The organism is Streptomyces sp. NPDC014733 (genome assembly GCF_043083385.1).
Classification (GTDB): Bacteria; Actinomycetota; Actinomycetes; order Streptomycetales; family Streptomycetaceae; genus Streptomyces.
Genome location: NZ_JBIBYO010000008.1, coordinates 133,883 through 156,264, shown reverse-complemented (window position 1 = coordinate 156,264; position 22,382 = coordinate 133,883). Strand labels below are relative to the sequence as shown.

14 protein-coding genes are annotated in these 22,382 nt (G+C 76.6%); 8 read left to right on the top strand and 6 right to left on the bottom strand.

Annotated elements, in window-relative coordinates; all coding sequences use genetic code 11:
- Window positions 1-257 precede the first annotated feature (257 nt).
- From ACF1BH_RS19970 to ACF1BH_RS19940, 7 genes are all read left to right on the top strand, one after another.
- Window positions 258-2,021 carry a dynamin family protein gene (locus ACF1BH_RS19970; protein ID WP_391643851.1) on the top strand — a complete coding sequence of 588 codons (1,764 nt, stop codon included), beginning with the start codon at window positions 258-260 and terminating at the stop codon, window positions 2,019-2,021.
- Entirely contained in the window at window positions 2,018-4,153 is a 2,136-nt protein-coding gene (locus ACF1BH_RS19965) for a GTPase (RefSeq protein WP_391643849.1), read from the top strand. The genes ACF1BH_RS19970 and ACF1BH_RS19965 overlap by 4 nt, the downstream gene beginning before the upstream one ends.
- 416 nt (window positions 4,154-4,569) lie before the next feature.
- Window positions 4,570-5,211 (top strand): single-stranded DNA-binding protein, encoded by a 642-nt coding sequence (locus ACF1BH_RS19960; protein WP_391643847.1) that lies wholly within the window; start codon window positions 4,570-4,572, stop codon window positions 5,209-5,211.
- A gap of 306 nt (window positions 5,212-5,517) precedes the next feature.
- Complete coding sequence (locus ACF1BH_RS19955) at window positions 5,518-6,909, top strand: LAETG motif-containing sortase-dependent surface protein (protein ID WP_391643845.1); 1,392 nt, start codon at window positions 5,518-5,520, stop codon at window positions 6,907-6,909.
- A gap of 337 nt (window positions 6,910-7,246) precedes the next feature.
- Window positions 7,247-8,911: an energy-dependent translational throttle protein EttA gene (gene ettA, locus ACF1BH_RS19950; protein WP_345084267.1), complete on the top strand. Its 1,665-nt coding sequence runs from the start codon at window positions 7,247-7,249 to the stop codon at window positions 8,909-8,911.
- Between the two features lie 4 nt (window positions 8,912-8,915).
- On the top strand, window positions 8,916-9,350 hold the full coding sequence (locus tag ACF1BH_RS19945; RefSeq protein ID WP_391643842.1) for an acyl-CoA thioesterase: 435 nt from the start codon (window positions 8,916-8,918) through the stop codon (window positions 9,348-9,350).
- Entirely contained in the window at window positions 9,347-10,090 is a 744-nt protein-coding gene (locus tag ACF1BH_RS19940) for a hypothetical protein (protein WP_391643840.1), read from the top strand. The genes ACF1BH_RS19945 and ACF1BH_RS19940 overlap by 4 nt, the downstream gene beginning before the upstream one ends.
- A 43-nt stretch (window positions 10,091-10,133) precedes the next feature.
- Here ACF1BH_RS19940 and ACF1BH_RS19935 read toward each other — a convergent pair whose 3' ends face one another.
- From ACF1BH_RS19935 to ACF1BH_RS19920, 4 genes are all read right to left on the bottom strand, one after another.
- Window positions 10,134-11,117 carry an ABC transporter ATP-binding protein gene (locus tag ACF1BH_RS19935; protein WP_391644073.1) on the bottom strand — a complete coding sequence of 328 codons (984 nt, stop codon included), beginning with the start codon at window positions 11,115-11,117 and terminating at the stop codon, window positions 10,134-10,136.
- Window positions 11,118-11,206: 89 nt separating this feature from the next.
- Window positions 11,207-13,882, bottom strand: a complete 2,676-nt coding sequence (locus tag ACF1BH_RS19930; protein ID WP_391643838.1) for a hypothetical protein — start codon at window positions 13,880-13,882, stop codon at window positions 11,207-11,209.
- Window position 13,883: 1 nt separating this feature from the next.
- A complete protein-coding gene (locus ACF1BH_RS19925) occupies window positions 13,884-17,219 on the bottom strand; it encodes an FtsX-like permease family protein (RefSeq protein WP_391643836.1) in 3,336 nt (1,111 codons plus the stop codon).
- Window positions 17,220-17,338: 119 nt separating this feature from the next.
- Window positions 17,339-17,743: a globin gene (locus ACF1BH_RS19920; RefSeq protein ID WP_391643834.1), complete on the bottom strand. Its 405-nt coding sequence runs from the start codon at window positions 17,741-17,743 to the stop codon at window positions 17,339-17,341.
- Window positions 17,744-17,805: 62 nt separating this feature from the next.
- On the opposite strand from ACF1BH_RS19920, the gene ACF1BH_RS19915 reads away from it, so the two are divergent.
- Window positions 17,806-18,825, top strand: coding sequence for a methyltransferase domain-containing protein (locus ACF1BH_RS19915; RefSeq protein WP_391643832.1), 1,020 nt, complete (start codon window positions 17,806-17,808; stop codon window positions 18,823-18,825).
- A gap of 44 nt (window positions 18,826-18,869) precedes the next feature.
- Here ACF1BH_RS19915 and ACF1BH_RS19910 read toward each other — a convergent pair whose 3' ends face one another.
- Window positions 18,870-20,804 carry an FHA domain-containing protein gene (locus tag ACF1BH_RS19910; RefSeq protein WP_391643830.1) on the bottom strand — a complete coding sequence of 645 codons (1,935 nt, stop codon included), beginning with the start codon at window positions 20,802-20,804 and terminating at the stop codon, window positions 18,870-18,872.
- Window positions 20,805-21,147: 343 nt separating this feature from the next.
- Window positions 21,148-22,287 carry a PP2C family protein-serine/threonine phosphatase gene (locus ACF1BH_RS19905; protein ID WP_391643828.1) on the bottom strand — a complete coding sequence of 380 codons (1,140 nt, stop codon included), beginning with the start codon at window positions 22,285-22,287 and terminating at the stop codon, window positions 21,148-21,150.
- Window positions 22,288-22,382 lie beyond the last annotated feature (95 nt).

The window sequence follows — 22,382 nt, the reverse complement described above, 5'->3', positions numbered from 1 at the left end:
GGGCGCCTCGTCCCGGTTGCTTCACCTCCGTGGCACGTTGTGGAGATTCCGTGAAGCGGTCCCGATAATCGCAGGCGGGTACGAATCCTGCACCGGTTTTGGCCACTCCGGCGGCGGCTGTTGTGCAGTCGTTATGCCTGCGAGTCGCCCGCCTCGATCGTCTCACGCGTGGCTCGTACCGTTCTGTGGTGGTTTTTATGGCACGCACACAGGTGTATACGCTTCAAAAACCTAACCAAATTGGGCATTCTGCACATGTGGCGACCTTGGACGTACGACCCCGACTCATCGACGCCCTGTCCGTACTGCGCGACCGCGTCGACGCCGCACGCTTCCCCCTGCCCCTGAGAGGCGCGGCCCGCGCCCGGCGCAGCAGGGACGAACTGCTCGCCCAGCTCGACGACTACGTCATGCCGCGGCTGCGCGCACCCCATGCCCCGCTCCTCGCCGTCATCGGCGGCTCCACCGGCGCCGGAAAATCGACCCTCGTCAACTCCCTCGTCGGCCGGCGCGTCTCCGAAGCCGGCGTCCTGCGTCCCACCACCCGCACCCCCGTCCTCGTCTGCCACCCCGACGACCTGCACTGGTTCGCCGGCCGCCGCGTCCTGCCCCACCTGGCCCGCCTCTGGGTCCCCGAACAGGAAGGCCCCGGGCCCGCCACCCGCGAACCCCGCCGCAACACGACACGCACCACGCCCCCGTACCCCACCTACGGGGCAAGCGGAACACACGACACCGGCCACACCCCGGACGACGGCGCCCCACCCGGACGGCACGAACCCCCGTACCCCACCCGCGACGACTCCGCCGTCCCCACCCTCCGCCTGGAGACCGACCCCGCCCTCCCCGCCGGACTCGCCCTCCTCGACGCCCCCGACATCGACTCCCTCGTCGCCCGCAACCGCGAACTCGCCGCCGAACTCATCTGCGCCGCCGACATCTGGGTCCTCGTCACCACCGCCGCCCGCTACGCCGACGCCGTCCCCTGGCACCTCCTCCGTACCGCCAAGGAGTACGACGTCACCCTCGTCACCGTCCTCGACCGGGTACCGCACCAGATCGCCACGGACATCGCCGCCCGCTATGCCGCCCTCCTCCAGCGCGCCGGACTCGGCCACGTCCCCCGCTTCACCATCCCCGAACTCCCCGAATCCGCAGGCGGCGGCAGCGGACTGCTGCCCGCCACCGCCGTCGCCGCCCTCCGCGACTGGCTCGCCCGCCACGCCCAGGACCCGCCCGCCCGCACCGCCGCAGCCGACCGCACCACCACCGGGGTCATCGCCTCCTTCCGCAGCCGCCTGCCCGCCCTCGCCGGCGCCGCCGCCGCCCAGCACGCCGCCGCCCTGCGCCTCGCCGCCCGCGTCGAGGAGACATACGGCGAAGCCGCCACCCGTGTACGACGCGAGATCACCGCGGGCGAGGTGCTGTCCGGCGACGCCCGCGCCCACTGGCGCGACCACGCCCTCGGCGGCCGCCCCGACGACCTCCTCGACGCCCTCACCCACGGCCTCACCGCCCTCCTCGCCTGCGCCGTCGAACGCGCCGACGAACGCACCGCCGACGCCTGGCGCCGCGACCCGGCCGCCGCCGACATCGCACCGAACGCCGCCGCAGGCACCACCGGCACCCCCGACCGCCTCGGCGTCGCCGTCCGCCGCTGGCGCCGCTGCCTGGAAGAGGTCACCGAGGAGGAGATCCGCGAGGCCCGCGGCGGCCGCGCCGCCCAACGGCCCGGCTCCGTCACCCCCGACGAACCCACCGCCCTGCTGGCCACCGCACTCCTCGGCGGTGACCGCGCCCGCGCCGCCGCCGAACGCCTCGCCACCCTCCTCGGCGCCCAGAGCACCCTCCGCCTCCACGACCGCGGCACCCGCCTCCTCACCGCCCACCTGGACCGCGCCCTCACCGCCGAACGCCAACGCCGCCTCGCCCCCCTCGAACGGCTCGCCGTCCCCCCCGACCAGCAGGCCGAACTCATCGCCGCACTGTCCGTACTGCAGAGGGAGAAGGTGACCGGATGAACGGCGCGAGCGGACCCGGCGACCTCCCCGACGGGCCCGGCCCGGCGGCCGCGCACCCCGCACCGTGCGAGGCGTGCGGCCGACCCGGCTGCCGGGCCTGCGGCGAACACGCCGACGCACCCCCGGCCACCGGAACCGACACGCCCCACCCACCGGAACAGGACGGGCCCGCCCCTTCCGCCCCCGCACGCGGCACCGACGGCCCCGAGGACCACCGGGCCTGGGCGGCGGGCACCGTGGTCTGCACCGACGGCAGCCTCGTCACCGGCGCCGCCGCCTGGGACGACGGCCTCATCGCCCGCCGCGCCACCGCACCCCGCGACCCCGCCCGCCGACGCCGCCGGCTGACCACCTGGACCGCCCGGACCGGCCCCCGCACCCCCGAAGGCACCGAAGGCGGCCGGATCGGACCGCAGTGGGACGGCGAACCCCCCACCGGCCCACCGGGCACGGCCCCGCCCCGACCCGCACTCCGCGACGCCCACCGGCACCCCGCCCACGCCCCCCACGAGGACGCCCCGTACGAGGACGCCCCGTACGGCTGGGCGCTCCCCCACACCGGACGCCCCGACCCCGGCGACGCCCTCCAGGCCCGCCTGGACGCACTGCGCCAGATGATCGTGCTCTCCCGCACCCGCCTCGACCGCACGATGCTCGACGAAGCCGGACAGGTCCTCGACGCCGCCGACGAACGCCGCCGGCTCTCCACCCGGCACACCGTCGTCGCCCTCGCCGGCGCCACCGGAAGCGGCAAATCCTCCCTCTTCAACGCCCTGGCCGGGGCACCCCGCTCCCGGGCCGGCGCCCAGCGGCCCACCACCGGCGAACCCGTCGCCTGCGTCTGGAGCGGCGGGCGCCCCGGCGCCGACGGCCTCCTCCACCGGCTCGGCGTCCCCCCGCACCGCCGCCACACACCCGCCCGCGACGCCACCGGACTCGACGGACTCGTCCTCCTCGACCTCCCCGACCACGACTCCGCACAGACCGGCCACCGTGCACAGGTCGACCGGCTCCTCGCCCTCGTCGACGCCGTCATCTGGGTCGTCGACCCCGAGAAATACGCCGACGCGGTCCTGCACGAGCGCTACCTCCGCCCGCACGCCGGATACGCCGAGGTCACCTTCGTCGTCCTCAACCAGATCGACCGGCTGCCCGGCGACGCCGCCGGCCAGGTCGTCGACGACCTGCGACGACTGCTCGACGACGACGGCATGGCACTCGGCGAACACGGCGAACCGGGCGCCACCGTCCTCGCCCTCTCCGCCGCCACCGGCACCGGCGTCGGCGAACTGCGCGACGCCCTCGCCCGGTTCGTCGCCGACCGCGGCGCCGCCGACCGCCGCCTCACCGCCGACGTCGACGCCGCCGCCACCCGCCTGCGCCCCGCCTACACCACACAGGGCCGCGTGACGCTCACCTCACGGGCCCGCCGCGCCTTCGACGACCGGCTCGCCGTCGCCGTCGGCGCCGCGGCGACCGGCCGCACCGCCGAACGCGACTGGCTCCGCCACGCCGAACGCGCCTGCGCCACCCCCTGGACCCGCCTCCACCAGCGGCGCACCCGCCCCGCCACCGACGCCCCCCGCACCGCCGACGACCGTGCCGCGGCCCGCCCCGTCGTCGAACAGGCCGTACGCACCCTCGTCGGCGAGGCGTCCCGTGGGCTGCCCGCACCGTGGGCCCAGGCCGTACGCGACGCCGCCGGGCGGGGCGCCGAAGAGCTGCCCGCGGCGCTGGACGTGGCTGCCGCCGACGCCGAGGCGGCACTGCGGCCCGGCCCCGCCAGGCCGAGGTGGTGGACGGTGGCCGCCAGCCTCCAAGGGCTGATGTGCGTCCTGCAGGTTGTCGGCACGGTGTGGCTGCTGGGGACGCTCGCCGGGCCCGCGAACGTCACCGGCTGGCCGGCGGCGCTGGCCGTGACGGCCCTCGGCGTCCTGGGCGCACCCACGCTGACCTGGGCATGTGCGGCCGCTGCCCGGGCTCCGGCCCGCCGCCACGGCCAGGAGACGGAGCGCCGCCTGCGCGAGGCGGCGGCCCACTGCGGCAGGGCCCATGTCCTCGAACCGGTCGCCGCGGAACTGCTGCGGTACCAGGAGGTCCGGGAGCAGTACGCGGTGGCTTCGGGGGGCTGAGGCCGGGGGCGCGCCGCTTCCGAGGCGGGTGCCGGGGCGGTGGGCGACGGGGCGATGGCCGGTGGGGGGCCGGGTCTGGGGTTCCGGGTGGTGCCGCTTGCGCGTCGGGCTCTTCGGGCGGTGTGCCCTGGGCGGTGAATTCACCGTTCGCGTGGCCGAGTTGTCCACACGGTGAGCTGTCGTCCACAGGCCCGAGCGGGGACGGGCGGACGCACGCAGCATGAGAACCGTCCACGGCAGTAGCGGCGGCCCGCAGAGCGCGAGCGCCGATCCGCCGACGGACGTGCCGACGGATGTACCGGTGGATGTGCCGGCGCGGATGTGCCGGTGGATGTGCCGATCGGACGTGGGAGAAGCCCGCGGACGACGAAAAGGAAGAGGGCGTCGTGTGACGGCGGCCCGACGAGGGGGATGCGATGAACGACACGATGGTCACGCTGGTGGGGAACGCCGCCACGGCGGTGGAGCACCGGACGACGCCAACGGGCGTGCCGGTGGTGCGGTTCCGGCTGGCGGCGACGCCCCGGCGCTGGGACCGGGCACGCGAGCGGTGGACGGACGGCGACACCAGTTTCTTCACCGTCAAGGCGTGGCGCGCGCTCGCCGACCACGTCGCGGCGTCCGTGACGGTGGGCGAACCCCTGCTGGTGCAGGGCCGGTTGCGCGTACGGGAAGGCGAACAGTCCGTGGACCGCGGCGGACAGCGCTGGCTCGCGGCGGAGGTCGAGGCCGTCGCCATCGGCCATGACCTCACCCGGGGGACCGCGGCGTTCCGCCGGGCGTCACCCCGGCCACGGTCCGAACGGCAGCCGGACGAAGGTGACGCGCGGGGAGGCGAGTTGGGGCCTGACTGGTCCACGGGGGGAGGAGCGGGGGCGTGGGGGAAGCCGGAGACGCCACCGGCGGTGACGCCATCGACGGTGACGCCGACGTCCTCTGTCGCGGACGGGAGCGGGGGTGCGGCCGAAGTGGTTGCGCGGGCGGTGGACGGTGCGGCGGCGGGCGCGGTCGCGGCGGAGAAGGAAGCCCTGGAGGGGGCGGGAGTGGGGGCGGGGTGACGGCGTAGGCGGAGGTGGCCGGCCGGGTGGACTCGGGGGCGCGGGGTGGGGAGGGGGAGGGGGAGGGAGGGGAGGGGCCCCCTCCCCAGCGCCGATTTATCGATAAACCCAGCCCCCACATTCCCCTATCGATAACGATTGCGATTCGGATCGTCTGCAGGGGTGTGATCCTGAGGACCGTGTTGCGGCTTCTCCCTAGGATCCGACGAGTACTCACGGGGGCTGATCTGTTCAGCTGTTGAGTTGTCTGGGATCTTTCCGGCGAGGCTTCTCCCCACTCGACCGCCTCGCCCAGAGGGGAAATTCATGCTTTCGAGGAAGAGGCGGGGCGCAGCCCGTCTTGCCGCCGCGGTCGTGGCTTCGGGCCTGGTCGCGGCGGGTGCGATAGCCACGGCGGGGCCCGCCGCGGCGGACGAGACGGTTGCGGGGCACGGCGGTGCCACGGCCACGCTCGGTGGGTTGAAGGTCTACGACCAGGCGATCGTGCACGGTGAGGGTGGGGACCAGCCCCTCGGCGCGGGCCTGTTCGAGATGTCCGTGGACAACGGTGGCACGCTGCAGACGTACTGCATCGACGTGCACAACCCGACGCAGCAGCAGGCGAAGTACCAGGAGGTGCCCTGGAGCGCTTCGTCGCTGCACAACAACGCGGACGCCGGCAAGATCCGTTGGATCCTGCAGAACTCGTACCCGCAGGTGAACGACCTGGCGGCGCTGGCGCAGAAGGCCGGTGCGCAGGGGCTGACGGAGAAGACCGCGGCGGCCGGTACGCAGGTCGCGATCTGGCGGTTCTCCGACCACGTCAAGGTGGACGCGGTGAACCCGGCGGCCGAGAAGCTCGCCGACTACCTGGAGCGCAGTGCGCGCAACCTCTCGGAGCCGAAGGCGTCGCTGACGCTGGACCCGCCGGCGGTCTCCGGAAAGTCGGGCGGCCGTCTCGGCCCGGTGACGGTGCACACCAACGCGGACAGCGTCGCGGTGTCCCCGGCCGCGGACCTGCCGTCGGGCGTGAAGATCGTCGGCAAGGACGGCAAGCCCGTCACGAGCGCCGCCGACGGCTCCCAGCTCTTCTTCGACGTGCCCAAGGGCGCGGAGGACGGCAGCACCTCGCTGACCGTGCAGGCCGCGACGAAGGTGCCGGTCGGCCGGGCCTTCACCGGTATCGGTGAGCACGCGAAGAGCCAGACGCAGATCCTGGCCGGCTCCAGCGAGTCGACGGTGTCGGCGGCGGCGACCGCGTCGTGGAAGAAGCAGGGCGCCGTTCCCGCGGCGACCGCGCAGAAGAACTGCGCGAAGGGCGGGGTGGACGTCACCACCACCAACAGCGGTGACGAGGCGTTCCCCTTCTCGCTGTCCGGCAAGGACTACGAGGTCGGTCCCGGTGAGTCGAAGACCGTGACGGTGCCGGTCGGCGAGGACCAGCCGTACAAGATCACGGTGAAGGGTGCGGGCGGCTTCGAGAAGTCGTTCTCGGGCGTGCTGGACTGCAAGACCGCCGGTTCCGGTGGCGGCAAGCCCACCCCGCAGCCCAGCCCCGCGTCGGTGGGCGGCACCAACGGTGGGAGCACCACCGGCGGCGGTGACCTCGCCGAGACCGGTTCCAGCAACGCCACCCCGGTGATCGCGGGCGTCGCGGTCGTGCTGGTGCTGATCGGCGGCGGTGCGGTGTTCTTCCTCCGTAAGAAGAAGACCGCGTAACACCTCCTCGTGAGCGACGGCGGGCGGCACCCGGGTACGGGCGCCGCCCGCCGCCGTATGCGCGGACGGCTGTGAGCCGCCGGGCCGCGGGCCGCCGGGCCACGGGTCGCCGGGCCACGGGCACGGGCGGCGGTGGGCCGGGCGGGGCGGCCCCGCGTTCCCCGTTCGCCGGCCTGCTCCACGGCTCCGGTCCCCGCTCGTTCCCCCGTGCGTTTCCGCCAGGGCAGGGCGGTACGGCAAGATGGGTGTATCTGCCCTCGCGCGGCCACGCCGCTTCATGGCCCACGCGGCGGAGCCCCTACAGACCCGCACGATCCAGACTGCCGGACGGTTTCTCTTGGCTGAGTACATCTACACGATGCGCAAGACGCGCAAGGCGCACGGTGACAAGGTCATCCTCGATGACGTCACGCTGAGCTTCCTGCCGGGCGCGAAGATCGGTGTCGTGGGCCCCAACGGCGCCGGTAAGTCCACGGTGCTGAAGATCATGGCAGGTCTTGAGCAGCCCTCGAACGGTGACGCGTTCCTCTCCCCCGGCTACACCGTCGGCATGCTCCTGCAGGAGCCGCCGCTGGACGAGTCGAAGACGGTGCTGGAGAACGTCCAGGACGGCGCCAAGGAGATCATGGGCAAGCTCCGGCGCTTCAACGAGGTCGCCGAGCTGATGGCGACCGACTACTCCGACGAGCTGATGGAGGAGATGGGCAAGCTCCAGGAGGACCTCGACCACGCCAACGCGTGGGACCTGGACACCCAGCTGGAGCAGGCGATGGACGCGCTGGGCTGCCCGCCCGGTGACTGGCCGGTCACCAACCTCTCCGGTGGTGAGCGCCGCCGCGTCGCGCTGTGCAAGCTGCTGCTGGAGGCGCCCGACCTGCTGCTTCTCGACGAGCCCACCAACCACCTGGACGCCGAGTCCGTGCAGTGGCTGGAGCAGCACCTCGCGAAGTACCCGGGCACCGTCGTCGCCGTCACCCACGACCGGTACTTCCTCGACAACGTCGCCGGCTGGATCCTGGAGCTGGACCGCGGCCGGGCCATCGGCTACGAGGGCAACTACTCCACGTACCTGGAGACCAAGCAGACCCGTCTGAAGGTCGAGGGCCAGAAGGACGCCAAGCGCGCCAAGCGGCTCAAGGACGAGCTGGAGTGGGTCCGCTCCAACGCCAAGGGGCGGCAGGCCAAGTCCAAGGCGCGTCTGGCGCGTTACGAGGAGATGGCCGCCGAGGCGGACAAGATGCGGAAGCTGGACTTCGAGGAGATCCAGATCCCGCCGGGCCCGCGTCTGGGCAATGTCGTCGTCGAGGTGGAGAACCTCTCCAAGGCGTTCGGCGAGAAGGTCCTCATCGACGACCTGTCGTTCACGCTGCCGCGCAACGGCATCGTCGGCGTCATCGGTCCGAACGGTGCGGGCAAGACCACGCTGTTCAAGATGCTCCAGGGGCTGGAGACGCCGGACGCCGGTTCGATCAAGGTCGGCGAGACGGTCAAGATCTCCTACGTCGACCAGAGCCGCGAGAACATCGACCCGAAGAAGACGCTGTGGGCCGTCGTCTCCGACGAGCTGGACTACATCAACGTCGGTCAGGTCGAGATGCCCTCGCGCGCCTATGTCTCGGCGTTCGGCTTCAAGGGCCCGGACCAGCAGAAGCCGGCCGGGGTGCTCTCCGGTGGTGAGCGCAACCGCCTCAACCTGGCGCTCACCCTCAAGCAGGGCGGCAACCTCCTGCTCCTCGACGAGCCGACCAACGACCTCGACGTCGAGACCCTGTCGTCGCTGGAGAACGCGCTGCTGGACTTCCCCGGCTGCGCTGTGGTCGTCTCCCACGACCGCTGGTTCCTCGACCGCGTCGCCACGCACATCCTGGCGTACGAGGGCGACTCCAAGTGGTTCTGGTTCGAGGGCAACTTCGAGTCGTACGAGAAGAACAAGGTCGAGCGGCTCGGTGCCGACGCGGCCCGTCCGCACCGTGCGACGTACAAGAAGCTGACCCGGGGCTGACATCGTGCGTCACACCTATGCCTGTCCCCTGCGCTGGTCCGACATGGATGCGTTCGGTCATGTCAACAACGCGGTCTTCGTGCGCTATCTCGAAGAGGCGCGGATCGACTTCATGGAGCGGCTGGCGCCGGGGAACGGCAGTGTGTCGTTCACCGGCGGTTCCGTCGTCGCGCGGCACGAGATCGACTACGTGCGCCCGCTGGTGCACCGGCACGCGCCGGTCACCGTCGAGCTGTGGGTCACGAAGATCAGTGCCGCGTCGATGACGGTCGCCTACGAGGTCAAGGACGAGGGGGCGCTGTATCTGCGTGCCTCGACCGTCGTCGTGCCGTACGACTTCGCGGCCGAGCGGCCCCGCCGTCTGACCGCGGAGGAGAAGGCGCATCTGAAGGAGTACCTCGACGACTCCGCGCAGACGAAGGGGGCAGTCGCCGGATGACGGTGCTGCGCCTGGCCGATGCCGGGGAGGCGGCGGATCTCGCCGCCTTCCTGGGCCGGCTGCTCCATTACGACAAGGCCGCCGCGGTGCGGTTGCAGGGCGGCGGCGGGGCGCTGGCCGTCTTCGGGCGGCCGCCGTCCTTCGAGGTCCTGGCGATCCGCACGGCGCGGCTCGCCGATCCGCGGGGTCCCGGCGGCCCCGACGGGATGCGGCTGGACACCACCGTCTCGGCCGGTGATCTGCTGGAGGTGATCGACCCCGAGGCCGTCGGGGAGGCCGCCGGTGTGCTGACGGTGCCCGCGGCGGTCACCGGTCCGCCGTGGGCCGGGGTGCTGCCGCCGCGCGGTGGCTGGCGGCGGGTGCCCGGGCTGCCGGGCCCCGAGGCGTTGGGCCGGGCGGTCGCCGCGGCGGTCGCGGAGTTCCGGGCCCGGGACGAGGCGCTGGCCCCGCAGGAGCGCACCCGGGCGGCGCGGGACGCGATCGGCCGGGAGATCTGGTCGCGGACGCTCGGCGACACCCGGCTGCCGCTGCGCGCCGTGCACGCCGCCCGCTCCCTCGGTTTCCTGCGCCCCGCGCAGGTCCCGGCGGCGCCCGGTGGCGGAACGCTGACCGCGCCCGCCCCGCAGCCGCCCGCCCTGCTCGCCGCCGGCGGCTGGCTGCGGCTGTCCACGCCGTACGGGTCGGTGGCGGTACGGGTCGCGGGCCCGGGGCTGTCCGGGTTGACGGTCACGCCCACCTGAGCGTGCGGCCAGGCGTGCGGCCCGGCGCCCGTCCGGTGACCGCTCAGGCGCCGGACGCCCCGCCCGGAGCGTCGTCCTCCCCGCCCGTGCGGCTGCGCGCCGCGTCGTCCGCGGTGTGGTCCGGCCAGACGCCGATGTGGTCGCGCTCCAGCTCCAGCAGCACCCGCTGGGCCATGCCCAGGCTGGTCAGGTGGTCGGCGGGCAGTTGCAGGCGTCCGGCGCGGTCGAGCATCGCGTACTCGCGGGAGACCAGGGACTCGGCGCCGGTCGCCGCGTCGCGTTCGGTGCGGCGCAGCACCTCCGACGCGGTGCGGCCGTCGCGGATGGCGACGGTACGGCGGACCTCGTCGGCGACGGCCTGGTCGTGGGTGACGATGACGACGGTGGTACCCAGCTCCGCGTTGGCGGTGCGGAACGCGGCGAAGACCTGCTCGGCGGTGGCGGAGTCCAGTTCGCCGGTCGGCTCGTCGGCGAGCAGCACCTTCGGGGCGTTGGCGAGGGCGACGGCGATGGCGGCGCGTTGCTGCTCGCCGCCGGACATCTCGTGCGGGCGGCGGTCGCGGCAGTGGTCGAGCGCCAGCATCGTCAGCAGTTCCTCGGCCGCCCGGGTCCGCTCCGCGCGGCGCTTGCGGCCCGCCAGCCGCATCGGCAGGGCGACGTTCTGGAGCGCGGTGAGGTACGACAGGAGGTTGCGGGCGGTCTGCTGCCAGACGAAGCCGACGGTGTCGCGGCGGTAGGCGAGGCGGTCGCGGGCGCCCATCGTCAGCAGGTCGCGGCCGGCGACGCGGGCGGCGCCGGCGGTGGGGACGTCCAGTCCGGCGAGGATGTTCATCAGCGTGGACTTGCCGCTGCCGGACGCGCCGACCAGCGCCATCAACTCGCCCTCGGCGACCAGCAGATCGAGCCCTTGGAGGGCCTGGACCTCCACGCCGTCGGTGGCGAAGACGCGGACCAGCCGGTCGCAGACGATCAGCGCGTCGTGGCCGTAGGCGGGGCGGTCGCCGCGGGCGGCGGCGCGGCGTTCCAGCTCGGCGAGGTCGGCCGGGGCGCCGTCGGGTGTACGGGCCTCCGGTGCGCCGCCGTCCGGTGTTCCGGCGGGGGGTGCGGGTCGTTCCGTCACAGGTCACCTGCTCTCCGGTCGGGGGACTGCCGTCGTCCGGCCGACCACGTCTGTGCCAGGGCCGCCACCAGGGTGAGGACGAGGACGCCCGCCGACGGCAGCAGCAGCGTGGCCCCTCCGGGCCGCAGCGGGACGGTGCCGGCGGCGCCGCCGGGCAGCGCCAGCGGGGTGAGGTCGGTCGCCGGGCCCAGCAGCCACAGGGTGACGGCGGCGGTCGCCGCGCCGCCGGCCGCCGCGAGGAGGGCCTGCGGCAGCGCTTCCAGGAGCAGCAGCCGCCGCCCCTGCCGCCGGGTCATGCCCAGGGCCCGCAACCGGTCGAGCAGCGGCGCGCGGTCGGGCGCCGCGCGCACCCCGGCGAGCACCAGGGCCAGCAGCGCGTATCCGGCCCCGGCGGCGGTCGCCGCGGCGTACAGCCGCTCGGCGCCCTGCTGGAGCGGGGCGTCCGCGAGGCGGGCGCGGACCTCGCCGCGGACCACGGTCACCGGGTGCGCGCCGGGCGGGGTGTGGGCGCGGACGGCGGCGCGGAGCGCGGCGGGGTCGGGGGCGGTGCCGGAGAGCAGCAGGGCGGTGGGGGCGGCGTCGGCGTCCGGGTGGCGGTGGCGCACGGCGTCGGCGGCGACCACCAGGAAGGAGCCGCCGGGCAGCGCGGGGGTGTCGGTGCGTACCGCGGCGGGCCGGACGACGAGCGACCCGGCCTCGGGCTGTAGCGGCATCGGGTCGTGGCCGAAGCGGCGGACGACGTCGGGGGAGACGAGGGCGGGCAGCGGGGCGTCGCCGCCGGGGTCGGCGAGGGTGCGGGCCGTGAAGGAGCCGAGGCCGGTGGTGCGGGAGAGCCGCGCGTAGGCGTCGGCGCCGGCCACGACGAGGGTCAGCGGCGGGCCGTTGTCCGGCGCGGGCTGCACCTCGGTGCGGACGGGGACGGCGTCGCTGACGCCCGGGACCTTCGCCAGGGCGGTGCGCAGGGCGGGCGGCAGGGGCCGGTCCGAGGTGATGCGGGCCTCGGCGCCGACGGTGGCCAGCGCGGCGGCGTCCCGGCCGTGGCCGACGCCGGACAGCACCGCGCCGCCGAAGGAGGCGCAGGTCAGGGCGGTCAGCAGGGCGAGCAGCGGCAGTCCGGTGGCGGTGTGGGCGCGGCCGGCGCGGGCCAGCGCCAGGAAGCCGGTGAGGCCGCGGCGGCGGGCGGCGGGCCGGGCCAGGGCGCGCAGCGGCAGCGGGTGGAGGCGGAGCAGCAGCAGCGTGGCGATCACCGCGATCAGCACGGGCGCGGCGCTGACGAGGAGGTCCGGGCCGTCCGCGGGCCCGTGCCGGCGCAGCGCGGCGACGGCAGCGGCGGCGAGGGCGACGGTGGTGAGTTCGGCGACGGCGCGGCGGCGGGAGGGCCGGGCGGTGGCGGTGTCACGGCGGGCCGCGGGGTGCGGGCGGCGGTGGACGTGGGCGGCGCGCAGCGGCAGGACGGCCGCGCCCACCACGGCGACGGCGGCCGCCGCGAGCAGCGGGCCGGTGGCCGGGGCGCCGGGCGGGCCGGGGACGAGGAGGCGGGCGGCGGCCCACCCGGCCGCGGCGGCGGGCAGCGCCACCGCGCAGCTGCCCGCGGCGAGGCGCCCGGCGAGCCCCGGGAGGGAGGCGCCGCGGGCCCGCAGCAGCGCGAACTCGTCGTGGCGGCGGGCGGCGGCGAGGGAGCCGGCCATGACGAGGACCACGGCGGCGGTGGTGGCGACGGTGCAGGCGGCGACCGTGAGGACCGGGGTGAGGGCGGCTCGGGAGCGCGCGTAGCCGGCGAGGAGGGAGTCGGCGGCGGTGTCGACGACGGTGTCGGGGCCGGTCACGGCGCGGACAGCGGCCAGGCCCGCGCCGTGCTCCAGGGAGGCCAGCCGGGAGCGCAGCGCCGGGACCTGACGGGCGGTGAGGGGACGCGCGTCGAGCCCGTACCACCAGAACTTCTCCGGGGCGCCGCGGTCGTCGGCGCTGAGCGCGGGGCCGTCACCGGGCGCCAGCAGCAGCGCGGCGCGCCAGGCGCGCAGCGGGGGGACGCCGTCGGTGGGGGCCAGGTGCGGGGCGGTCAGCAGGCCGTCGAGGGACCAGTACGCGCCGGAGACGGCGCGGGGGGTGAGCAGGCCGGTGATCCGGACGGTCAGCGCGCCGGGGTGCAGGGTGTCGCCGGGCCGCAGGTGCAGGGTGCGGGCGGTGGCGGCCGTGACGGCGGCCTCCAGAACCGGGGCGCCGGGCGCCGCGGCGCGCGGCAGCCGGCCCGCGGTGAGCGTGGCGTGGCGGTCGAGTCCGGCGGGCGCGTACAGGGCGAACGCGGCGGGCTCGCCGTCCGGGCGGGGCAGCGCCGGGTCGGGGGTGGTCAGCGGGACGGTGGTGCGGACGCCGTGCACCGCGTCACCGGGGGCGACGGGGACGCCCAGGGCGCGGCGCAGGGCGCGGTCCTCGCGGTCGGTGCGGGGCGGGGCGAAGTCCGTGCCGGGGTCGGTGGTGTCGGTGCGGGAGAGGGAGATCTGGAGGGCGCGCTGTTCGGCGGGGGCGGTGGCGAGGGCCGCGCGGGCGCCGCGGGTCTCGTACGCGTCGACGCCCCCGGCGAACGCGGCGGCGAGGAACGCGGTGAGCAGCACCAGCACACCGAGGACCACGGCGGGGCCGTGCGCGGGGTGCCGGGCGGGGGAGCGGTTCATGTCAGACGCCTCCCCGGGCGCGGAGGTCCCGGACGGTGTCGCCGCGCCGCGCGGCCACCGCGGCGGTGGTCAGCAGCGGCACCGCGACGACCGCGGCGATCAGCAGCGCGACCTGCCCGGCCGGCAGCTCCACCAGGACCGGCGGGACGGGCCGGTCGGCGTGTTCGGTCAGCACGATCAGCGGGACGACGGCGTGGGTCAGCAGGGCGCCGAGGGCCGCGCCGACGGCGGTGGCCGCCGCGATCAGCAGGCCCTGTTCGGCGATGACCGCACGGGCCCGGCGGCGCCGGGACGTGCCCAGGGCGCGCAGCACGGCGGACTCGGCGGCGCGGGCGCGCAGCGCGGCGGCGCAGCCGACCGCGAAGCCCGCCGCGGCCAGCGCGACGGCGACCACCATGGCCGCGGCGAGCGCCGCGCGCGGGCCGCGGCCCAGCGGGTCGCCGTGGAGCGCGGCGGCGGTCTCGTCGCGGACCAGGACCTGTCCGGGCTCGGTGTCGGCGCGCCCGCGCAGGGCGGCCGCGGCCCGCGCCGCGTCGCCGCCCGCGGGCCGGATCCACCACTCGGTGGCGGGCAGCGGCGTCGCGTCGTGGTCGGTGAGCGCCTCGTTGACGGCGGCGAAGTCGACGAGGAGTCCCGCGCCGTCGGCGGGCCGGTCGGCGGGCCCGGGCAGTGCCCGGACGGCGCGGACGATCCGGGTCCGCAGCGGCTGCCCGTTGACGGTGATGTCCACCGTCGCGCCCGTCTTCGAGCCGCTGGCGCGCAGATAGGCGTCGGTGGCGACGGCGGGCAGCGGGCCGCGCGGGGGGTGGGCGGCGAGGGTGCGGACGGTGGTGACGGCGGCGCCGTAGCCGTCGGCGGGCCGGGCGCCGGTGTCGTAGATCTGGGAGACGAGCGCGCCCGGCGGGACGGCGGTGGCGCCGGTGCGGGGGCCGAAGTCCTGGTCGGCGTAGGTGCTCTTGGTGCCGAGGGCACCGGTCCAGGACAGTCCGCGGGGCGGGTGCAGGGCGCGGTGGGTGCCGTCGGGGAGGTCGGCGCGGGCGGCGGTGAGGGTGAGCTGCTGGCGGTGGGCGACCGGCGGCTGGGCCGTGGTGGTGGTGAGCGCGGTCAGCCGCAGCGGCCCGACGGGTCTGCCGCCGGGCCCGGCCGCGGCGGCGAGATCGGCGGTGAGGGTGTGCGGGCGTCCGTCGGCCGGGACGCGCCCCAGGGCCAGCGGGTAGGGCGCGCCGTGGCCGTCGGTCAGCTGGACGGTGAGGTCGGCGGGGACCGGGCCGGTGTCGTGGACCGGGGTACCGGGCGCGGCGGGCGCGGCGGCGAGGGTGCGCAGCGAGCGGAGGGTGACGGTCAGGCGCAGCCGGGCGGTGCGGTCCGGCACGGCCAGGCCGGTGGCGCCGCGCGCGGGGGCGAGGGCGCGCAGCACGGGGTCGGCGGCGCGGCCCGGTGGTGTGTCGGCGGAGCCGCCGACGAGGTCGCCGCGGAGCAGCAGGGTGCCGGCGGCGGCGCGGGTGCCGAGGGCGAGGAGGGTGGCGCTGTCGCCGTCGGAGAGGTTCAGCGTGGCCTGCCCGGCGGGCAGCGCGGCCGCCACGCCCGAGGTGGCCGCCAGCGCGCCGCCCGCGCCGAACTGTGGGGCGCGGCCCGCCAGGACGCGGACGGCGGCGCCGGCGCGGTGGTCGGCCTGGTCGTCCTGGGAGCGGTCCCAGGAGGCGCGTTGGCCGACGGCGAGCATGCCCAGCGCGGTGGCGAGGACGAGCAGCAGCACCGGGCCGGTGGCGCCGGTGGTGCGGCGGCCGATCTGCCAGGCGGCGAGCGCCGCGGTCAGGCCCCGCCCGGCGGCCGCGGCGCGCTCGGCGAGGCGGGCGGCGAGCGGCAGCAGCCGCAGGGTGACCACCGCGCCCGCCAGCAGCGCCAGCGCGGGCGCCGCGACCGGCACCGGATCGATGACCGGCCGCCCGGCGGCGTCCTCGGTCAGCACCCCGCCGCCGTCCGCGGAGTGCTGCCGCAGCTGGACGAAGGCGACCGCGGCGAGGACGAGGAGTCCCAGGTCGGCCCCGGCGCGCAGCGCCCCGGGCGGCGCGGCGGACCTGCGGCGGCCCGGCCGCGCCGCCCCGGTGCGCAGGGCGGGCGCCGCCAGGGTGAGGGCGCAGCCCAGCGCGACGGCGACGCCGGTGGCCCAGGTGGTGGCGGTCGGCGCGGTGTCGAGCGGCAGACCGTCGGAGGCGAGGAGCCGCAGCAGCGGGACGGCGAGGAGCGGGGCGGCGACGGCGGCGGGCAGCGCGAGCAGCAGCGCCTCGGCGAGCGCGGCGGCGGCCAGCGTGCGGCGGGCGCCGCCGCGGGCCCGCAACAGGACGCCCTCCGCGGCGCGTTCCCCGTTCAGCGCCCCGGCGACCAGCAGCAGCGCGGCACCGGCGAGCAGGATCAGCTGGAGGGCGACGATCAGCACACCGGAGCGGTTGACGAGCAGGGAGCGCCGCAACTCCCCGAGCGTGTCGGGCAGTTCGGTGGCGGCGGTGGCGCGCCCGGCGAACGCCGGATCGGCCATCAGCGCCTTGGCGGCCGGGCGCGCGGCATCGGTCAGCGCGTCCAGCTGCCCCGCGGTCAGGGTGCGGAAGTCGCCGGTGACCAGCCAGCCGGCGGACTCCTGGGCGACCCGCCCGCCGCGGAACGCCTCCGGGGCGGTCAGCAGCGGCCCGTAGGTGGTGAACCCGAGGGTGCGCACGCCCCGGCCGCCGAGTTCGTCGAGTTTCCAGTAGGGGTCGGTGCGGTCCTTCGGCCGCCACACGCCGGTGACCTCGATGTGCAGGTCGGGCCCGGAGAGCCGGTCGGTGAGGGTGAGGCGGTGGCCGGGGGTGAGGCCAAGCCGGGCGGCGGCCGCCTCCGGCAGCGCCACCTGGAGCGGTCCGTCGCCGGTGGGCGCGGCGGGCCGGGTGCCCGCGGTGAAGACGAGGCGGGAGGTGTCGAGGGCGGCGAGCTGGGTGAGGTCCGGGTCACCGCCGTGCCGCGGGCGGCCGCCGGGCGCCGCGAGGGTGCCGGGCAGGGCGTACGGGCCGGAGCGGACCAGGGTGCGGACGCCGTAGGGCAGCCCGCCGAAGGCCCGGTCGGCGCCGTGGCGCACCGCGCGGTCGGCGGGGGCGGTGGCGTCGGCGGGCAGTTGCGCGGTGACGCGGAGGGCGGCCGCGGGCGCGGCGCGGGTGGCCAGCGCCCGGCGCAGTCCGGCGTCGCCGACGGCGTCCGCGTAGCCGGTGAGGGTGGTCAGGACCGTCGTGGTCAGCAGCACCGCGACGAGCGCGGCACCCGGCAGCAGCCGGTGTGCGCGCAGACGCGGAATGACGAAGCCGAACACGGGTCCCCCTGCACCGCTCAGCAACCGAACACTGTTCGGATGCTGTCAGAGCGGGGTCCGTACCGTCAGCCGCCTGCCGGGACGTGTCCGGATTGTGACGTACGACGCCACCGGGCCGCTCAGCCCGGAGAGTTGATCATCGTGGCGGCGGCGTACGTGAAGTAGTTCCACAGCTGCGCGGCGTGCTCCTCGGACAGGTCCAGGGAGTCCACCGCGTCCCGCATCAGCCGCAGCCAGGCGTCGTGCGCGGCGCGGTCCACGGTGAACGGCGCGTGCCGCATCCGCAGCCGCGGGTGGCCGCGGTTCTCGCTGTAGGTGCGCGGCCCGCCCCAGTACTGCATCAGGAAGAGCGTCATCCGCTCCTCGGCCGGACCGAGGTCCTCCTCGGGGTACATCGGCCGCAGCAGCGGGTCGCCGGCCACGCCTTCGTAGAAGCGGCGCACCAGACGGCGGAAGGTCTCCTCGCCGCCGACCTGGTCGTAGAAGGTCAGCTCCGGATCGGTGGTGCGCGGGTCGTCAGTCACCCGTCCATGGTGTCAGACACGCCGACCGGCGCGGGCCGGGTCGGGGGGTGGACAGTGGAGACATGGACCCGCAACGCAACGGCGACCCCGCCGGGCCCGCGGCGGCGGCCGCGGCGCGCGAGCGGCTGGTGCGCTCCATCGAACGCGGCGGCGCGCTGCGCGATCCGCGCTGGCGGGCGGCGTTCGAGACGGTGCCGCGCGAGGCGTTCGTCCCGGCCTTCCACGACAGCGTCCTCGGCGGCTACGCACGGCTGTCGGGCGACGACGCCGACCCGCTGCGCCGGGCCGCCTGGCTGCGCGGCGTCTACCGGGACGCGCCGCTGGCGCTCCGCGTCGACGACGAGGGGCGGCTGGTGTCGTCCAGCAGCCAGCCGTCGCTGATGGCGCGGATGCTGGAGGCGCTGGACGTCACCGACGGCTGCCGGGTCCTGGAGGTCGGCACCGGCAGCGGCTACAACGCCGCCCTCCTCACCCACCGGCTGGGCGGCGCCGCGGTGACCACCGTGGACCTGGAGGAGGAGATCACCGCGGCGGCCCGGGAACGGCTGGCGGCCGCCGGGTACCGGCCGACCGTGGTGACCGGCGACGGGGCGCTCGGCTGCCCCTCGCGCGCCCCCTTCGACAGGATCCTCGCGACGTGCTCCCTGGGGGCGGTCCCGACGGCCTGGCCCCGGCAGTGCGCGGCGGACGCGGTGATCCTCGCCCCGCTCGGCACCGGCCTGCTGAAGCTGCGGGTCGCCCCGGACGGCCGCGCCGAGGGCCACTTCCTGCCGACCCCGGTGTACTTCGTCCCGCTGCGCACGCCAGGCCCCGCGGCCGGCGCCGACGGGTCGGACGAGGCGGACGCGGTGGGGCTGGGCCTGCCGCGCCAGGCACTGGGCGACGACCGGTTCCGCTTCCTGCTGGGCATCGGCGCGGCCGGGCTGCTGCCGCAGGAGGCGTACGTGCTGTGGCGGCGCGAGCGGCGGCCGCAACGGGAGCGCTACGGCGTGACGGTCGAGGGCGACCGCCAGTGGTTCTGGCTGGACGACCCGACGGGCCCGTACGCCTGGGAGCTGGGCGGGTACCCGAACGGGGCGTGACCTGAGCAGGTCACGCCCCGTTCTTCGTTCCGCGTGAGCCGGGCTCAGCCGCGGCGGACGGTCAGCGTCGTCCACGCGCCGACGTGCACCCGGTCGCCCTCGTGCAGCGCGACGGGGACGTACGGCTGGATCGGCTCCTCGGCGAGGTTGAGCGTGGTGCCGTTGGTGGAGTTCTGGTCCACCACGGCCCAGCTGCCGTCCGGCTGCTGCACCAGCAGCGCGTGCTGGTGCGAGACGCCCGGGTCCTCCGGCGAGCGGCCCAGGTCGACGTCGGGCGACTCACCGGTGCTGTTGCGCCGCCGCCCGATCGCGACCTGCCCACCGGCCAGCGGCAGCTGCTGCTCCGGGCCGTACGACGGGAGATTGAGCCCCGCGGCCTCCGGGCCGCTGCGCTCCATCATCGCGGCGAAGTACTCGCGGTCCGGTGCGATGGCGACGACCCAGCCGTCCCCGACGACCGGCGCCGGACCCTGCGGCGCCTCCGGAGCCTGCGCCGGGCCGCCGCCCCACTGCTGCTCACCCGGCGGGGGCGGCGTCTGCTGCGGTTCGTACGGACCGGGCTGCTGCGGCGGCACCGGGCCCTGCGGGGCGCCGGGCGGCTGTCCGAACGGCGCCGGCGGCGCGGGCGGCGCCCCCTGGGCGTCCGGCGGGCTCAGCGGCCAGTCGTCCCCGGGCTGCTGCGGGACGGGCTGACCGGGCGCCCCCGGCAGACCACCGGGCGGCGGGCCCTGCGGCGGCGGGAAGCCGTAACCGTCCTGCGGGCCGGGGCCCGGCGGGGGCGGGAAGCCGTAGCCACCCTGCGGCGGGCCCGGCTGACCTGCGCCGACGGGCGGTGCGAACGACGCGGGCGCCTGCCCGGCGAAGGAGAAACGGCACTCCTCACAGGCGGGCGCGCCCGCGGCCCGCGGCGTACCGCACTGCGGGCACGCCTCGGGCGCACCCTGCTGGTCGGGACCGGGCGCCGGCGGGAAACCGGGACCGCCCTGCGGCTGCCCGGGACCGCCCTGCGGACCGGGGCCCGGCGCGGGCGGGAAACCGTAGCCGCCCTGGGGGCCACCGGGACCGGGCGCCCCCGGGGGCGGCGGGAAGCCCGGGCCGCCCTGGGTGCCGCCGGGAGGCGGGGGGAAGCCCGGTCCGTCCTGCGGCTGACCCTGGGGGCCGCCGGGGGGCGGGGGAAAACCGGGCGCGCCCTGGGGGCCGCCCTGGGGCGGGAAGCCGTAGCCACCTTGCGGCGGGCCGTCCTGCGGCGGGGGGAAGCCGTAACCGCCCGGAGGCGGCGGCGTCTGGCCCGGGGGCGGGCCGGCCGGCGCACCGGGGGCCGGCGGGAAGCCCGGGCCGCCCTGGGGGCCGCCGGGGGGCGGGGGGAAGCCCGGTCCGTCCTGCGGCTGACCCTGGGGGCCGCCGGGGGGCGGGGGAAAACCGGGCGCGCCCTGGGGGCCGCCCTGGGGCGGGAAGCCGTAGCCACCCTGCGGCGGGCCGTCCTGCGGCGGCGGGAAGCCGTAGCCACCCTGCGGCGGGCCGTCCTGCGGCGGCGGGAAACCGTAACCGCCCTGCGGACCCGGGCCGCCCTGGTGCGCGGGGGGCGGCGGGAAGCCGGAGCCACCGCCCTGGGTACCGCCCGGAGGCGGCGTCTGTCCCGGGGGAGGCCCGGTCGGCGCACCGGGGGGCGGCGGCATCTGGCCGGGCGGCGGGCCGGCGGGTGCGCCCGGGGGCGGACCGGCCTGGCCCGGCGGCGGGAAGCCGGGACCGTCCTGCGGCGGTGCGAAGCCCTGGCCGTCCTGCGGCTGACCCTGGGGGCCGCCGGGCGGCGGGAAGCCCTGGCCGGGGGGCGGCGGCGGGCCGGGTGTTCCGGCGGCCGGGGTGTTCAGGAAGCCGGCGGGCAGGGAGGGCGGCGGGGGGACGGCGCCCGCCATCGGCCGGCCGCACACCTCGCACCAGTCCTCGGCCACCGACTGGTGTCCGTTCGGGCAGGTAGGCATGTCGGTTTCTTCCCCCTCCGTACCGTCTCCGGCGCTCACGGCCGGCACTGTCGCTGGTCTGTCATGGCGTGGGGCGGACCGTCTCACGGCCGCGGCGGGTGCGCCCCGCGCGTGCCGGAGCCGCCGCCCCGTCGCACAGTACCGTTCGCCACCTCGCCACCGCCGCCCGCCTCGGAGCGGGGAACACCCGCCACCGGTGCCTCACCGGGCGACGTGGCTCCCGCCCGGCCCGGGGTGTGGAGTGCGTCACGCGCCACCCGAAACGGTGCCGATCCGACGAATCCGCACGTCCCACCCACAGGTGTCCGCGACGTCGCGCCGGACCGGCACCGGACGGTCCGGATCAGGCCGTCGCGGAGTGCCCCGCCGGTGCCGGGAACGGCACCACCGCGACCGTGACGTTGTCGTGTCCGCCGCCGTCCAGCGCATGCGTCACCAGCGTCCGGGCGCTCTCCAGCGGCCGGGCGTGCGCGTCGGCGGGCAGTACCGCGGCCATCTGCTCGGCCGACTCCGCGTAGTTCCACAGCCCGTCCGTGCAGACCACGACGACGCCCGGACCGTCCGGCTGGAAGTGCCGGGTGTGCGGCTCGACCTCGTACGCGTCCGCGCCCAGCCAGCCGGTGATGGCGTGCGCCCGCTCGTCGGCCATCGCCTCCGCCTCGGACATCAGATTGCCCGCGACCATCTGCGCGGCCCACGAGTCGTCCTCGGTCAGCCGGGCCGGCGGGACGCTGCGGTCGTCCGGCACCCAGTAGGCGCGGCTGTCGCCGACCCAGCCGACGGTCAGCAGCCCGCCGCCGACCACCGCGCCGACGAACGTGCAGGCCGGGGCGTTCTCGCGGCGCGGCTCCTGCGCATCGTCCGGCCCGGCCAGCGCGTTGACCGCCGTCGCCGCCGTCACCACCGCGTCGTGCATCGCCCGCTGGGCGTGGACGCCGCGCGGCAGCGACTCCAGCAGCGACTCACACGCCGCCTCGCACGCCGCGGCCGACGCCTCGTCCGGCCGGGTCGCGGAGGACACCCCGTCGCAGACGACGGCGACCACGGCCGGCGAACCGTCCTGGAGCGCCGTCGCCGACACCGTGAAGAAGTCCTCGTTGCGGTGGTGGCGGCGGCCGAGGTCGCTGACCGCGCCGACGCCCTCCAACTCCCGCTCCATGTGGTCACGTTCGCGCGGCTGCGCCTGTCCGCAGCGGGGGCAGTACCCGGCCGCGTCCACCCCGCCCGCGCCGCACAGCACACACCGGCGGGTGCCGCGCACCGGCGTCTGCTCGGCGGCGTCGGCGACCGCCTCGTACCCGGCGACCCGCGGGTCGGTGGCGGGCTGCCGCCCGGCAGTCTCCCCGCCCAGTGCCGCGTCGGGGACCCGGGTCTGCGGGTCGGGCGGCGCCGGCGCCCCGGCGCCGCAGCGCCCGCAGCCCGCGCCCTCCTCCTCCGGCGGCTCGCCGCAGCTCGGACACCTGGACGGCCCAGTCACACCCATGTCACACCCACGTCCCGGGGCGGAAACGGTCGGCCCGCTCCACCAGCTCGATCCTTGTCTCGCCACGCCGCGCCCTGCCGCGCGGTCGGCGCCCC

Coding starts and splice junctions, on each gene's coding strand:
- ACF1BH_RS19965 (WP_391643849.1), top strand. CDS start 2,018: ATGAACGGCGCGAGCGGACCCGGCGACCTCCCCGACGGGCCCGGCCCG.
- ACF1BH_RS19960 (WP_391643847.1), top strand. CDS start 4,570: ATGAACGACACGATGGTCACGCTGGTGGGGAACGCCGCCACGGCGGTG.
- ACF1BH_RS19955 (WP_391643845.1), top strand. CDS start 5,518: ATGCTTTCGAGGAAGAGGCGGGGCGCAGCCCGTCTTGCCGCCGCGGTC.
- ACF1BH_RS19940 (WP_391643840.1), top strand. CDS start 9,347: ATGACGGTGCTGCGCCTGGCCGATGCCGGGGAGGCGGCGGATCTCGCC.
- ACF1BH_RS19930 (WP_391643838.1), bottom strand. CDS start 13,882: ATGAACCGCTCCCCCGCCCGGCACCCCGCGCACGGCCCCGCCGTGGTC.
- ACF1BH_RS19915 (WP_391643832.1), top strand. CDS start 17,806: ATGGACCCGCAACGCAACGGCGACCCCGCCGGGCCCGCGGCGGCGGCC.
- ACF1BH_RS19910 (WP_391643830.1), bottom strand. CDS start 20,804: ATGCCTACCTGCCCGAACGGACACCAGTCGGTGGCCGAGGACTGGTGC.
- ACF1BH_RS19905 (WP_391643828.1), bottom strand. CDS start 22,287: ATGGGTGTGACTGGGCCGTCCAGGTGTCCGAGCTGCGGCGAGCCGCCG.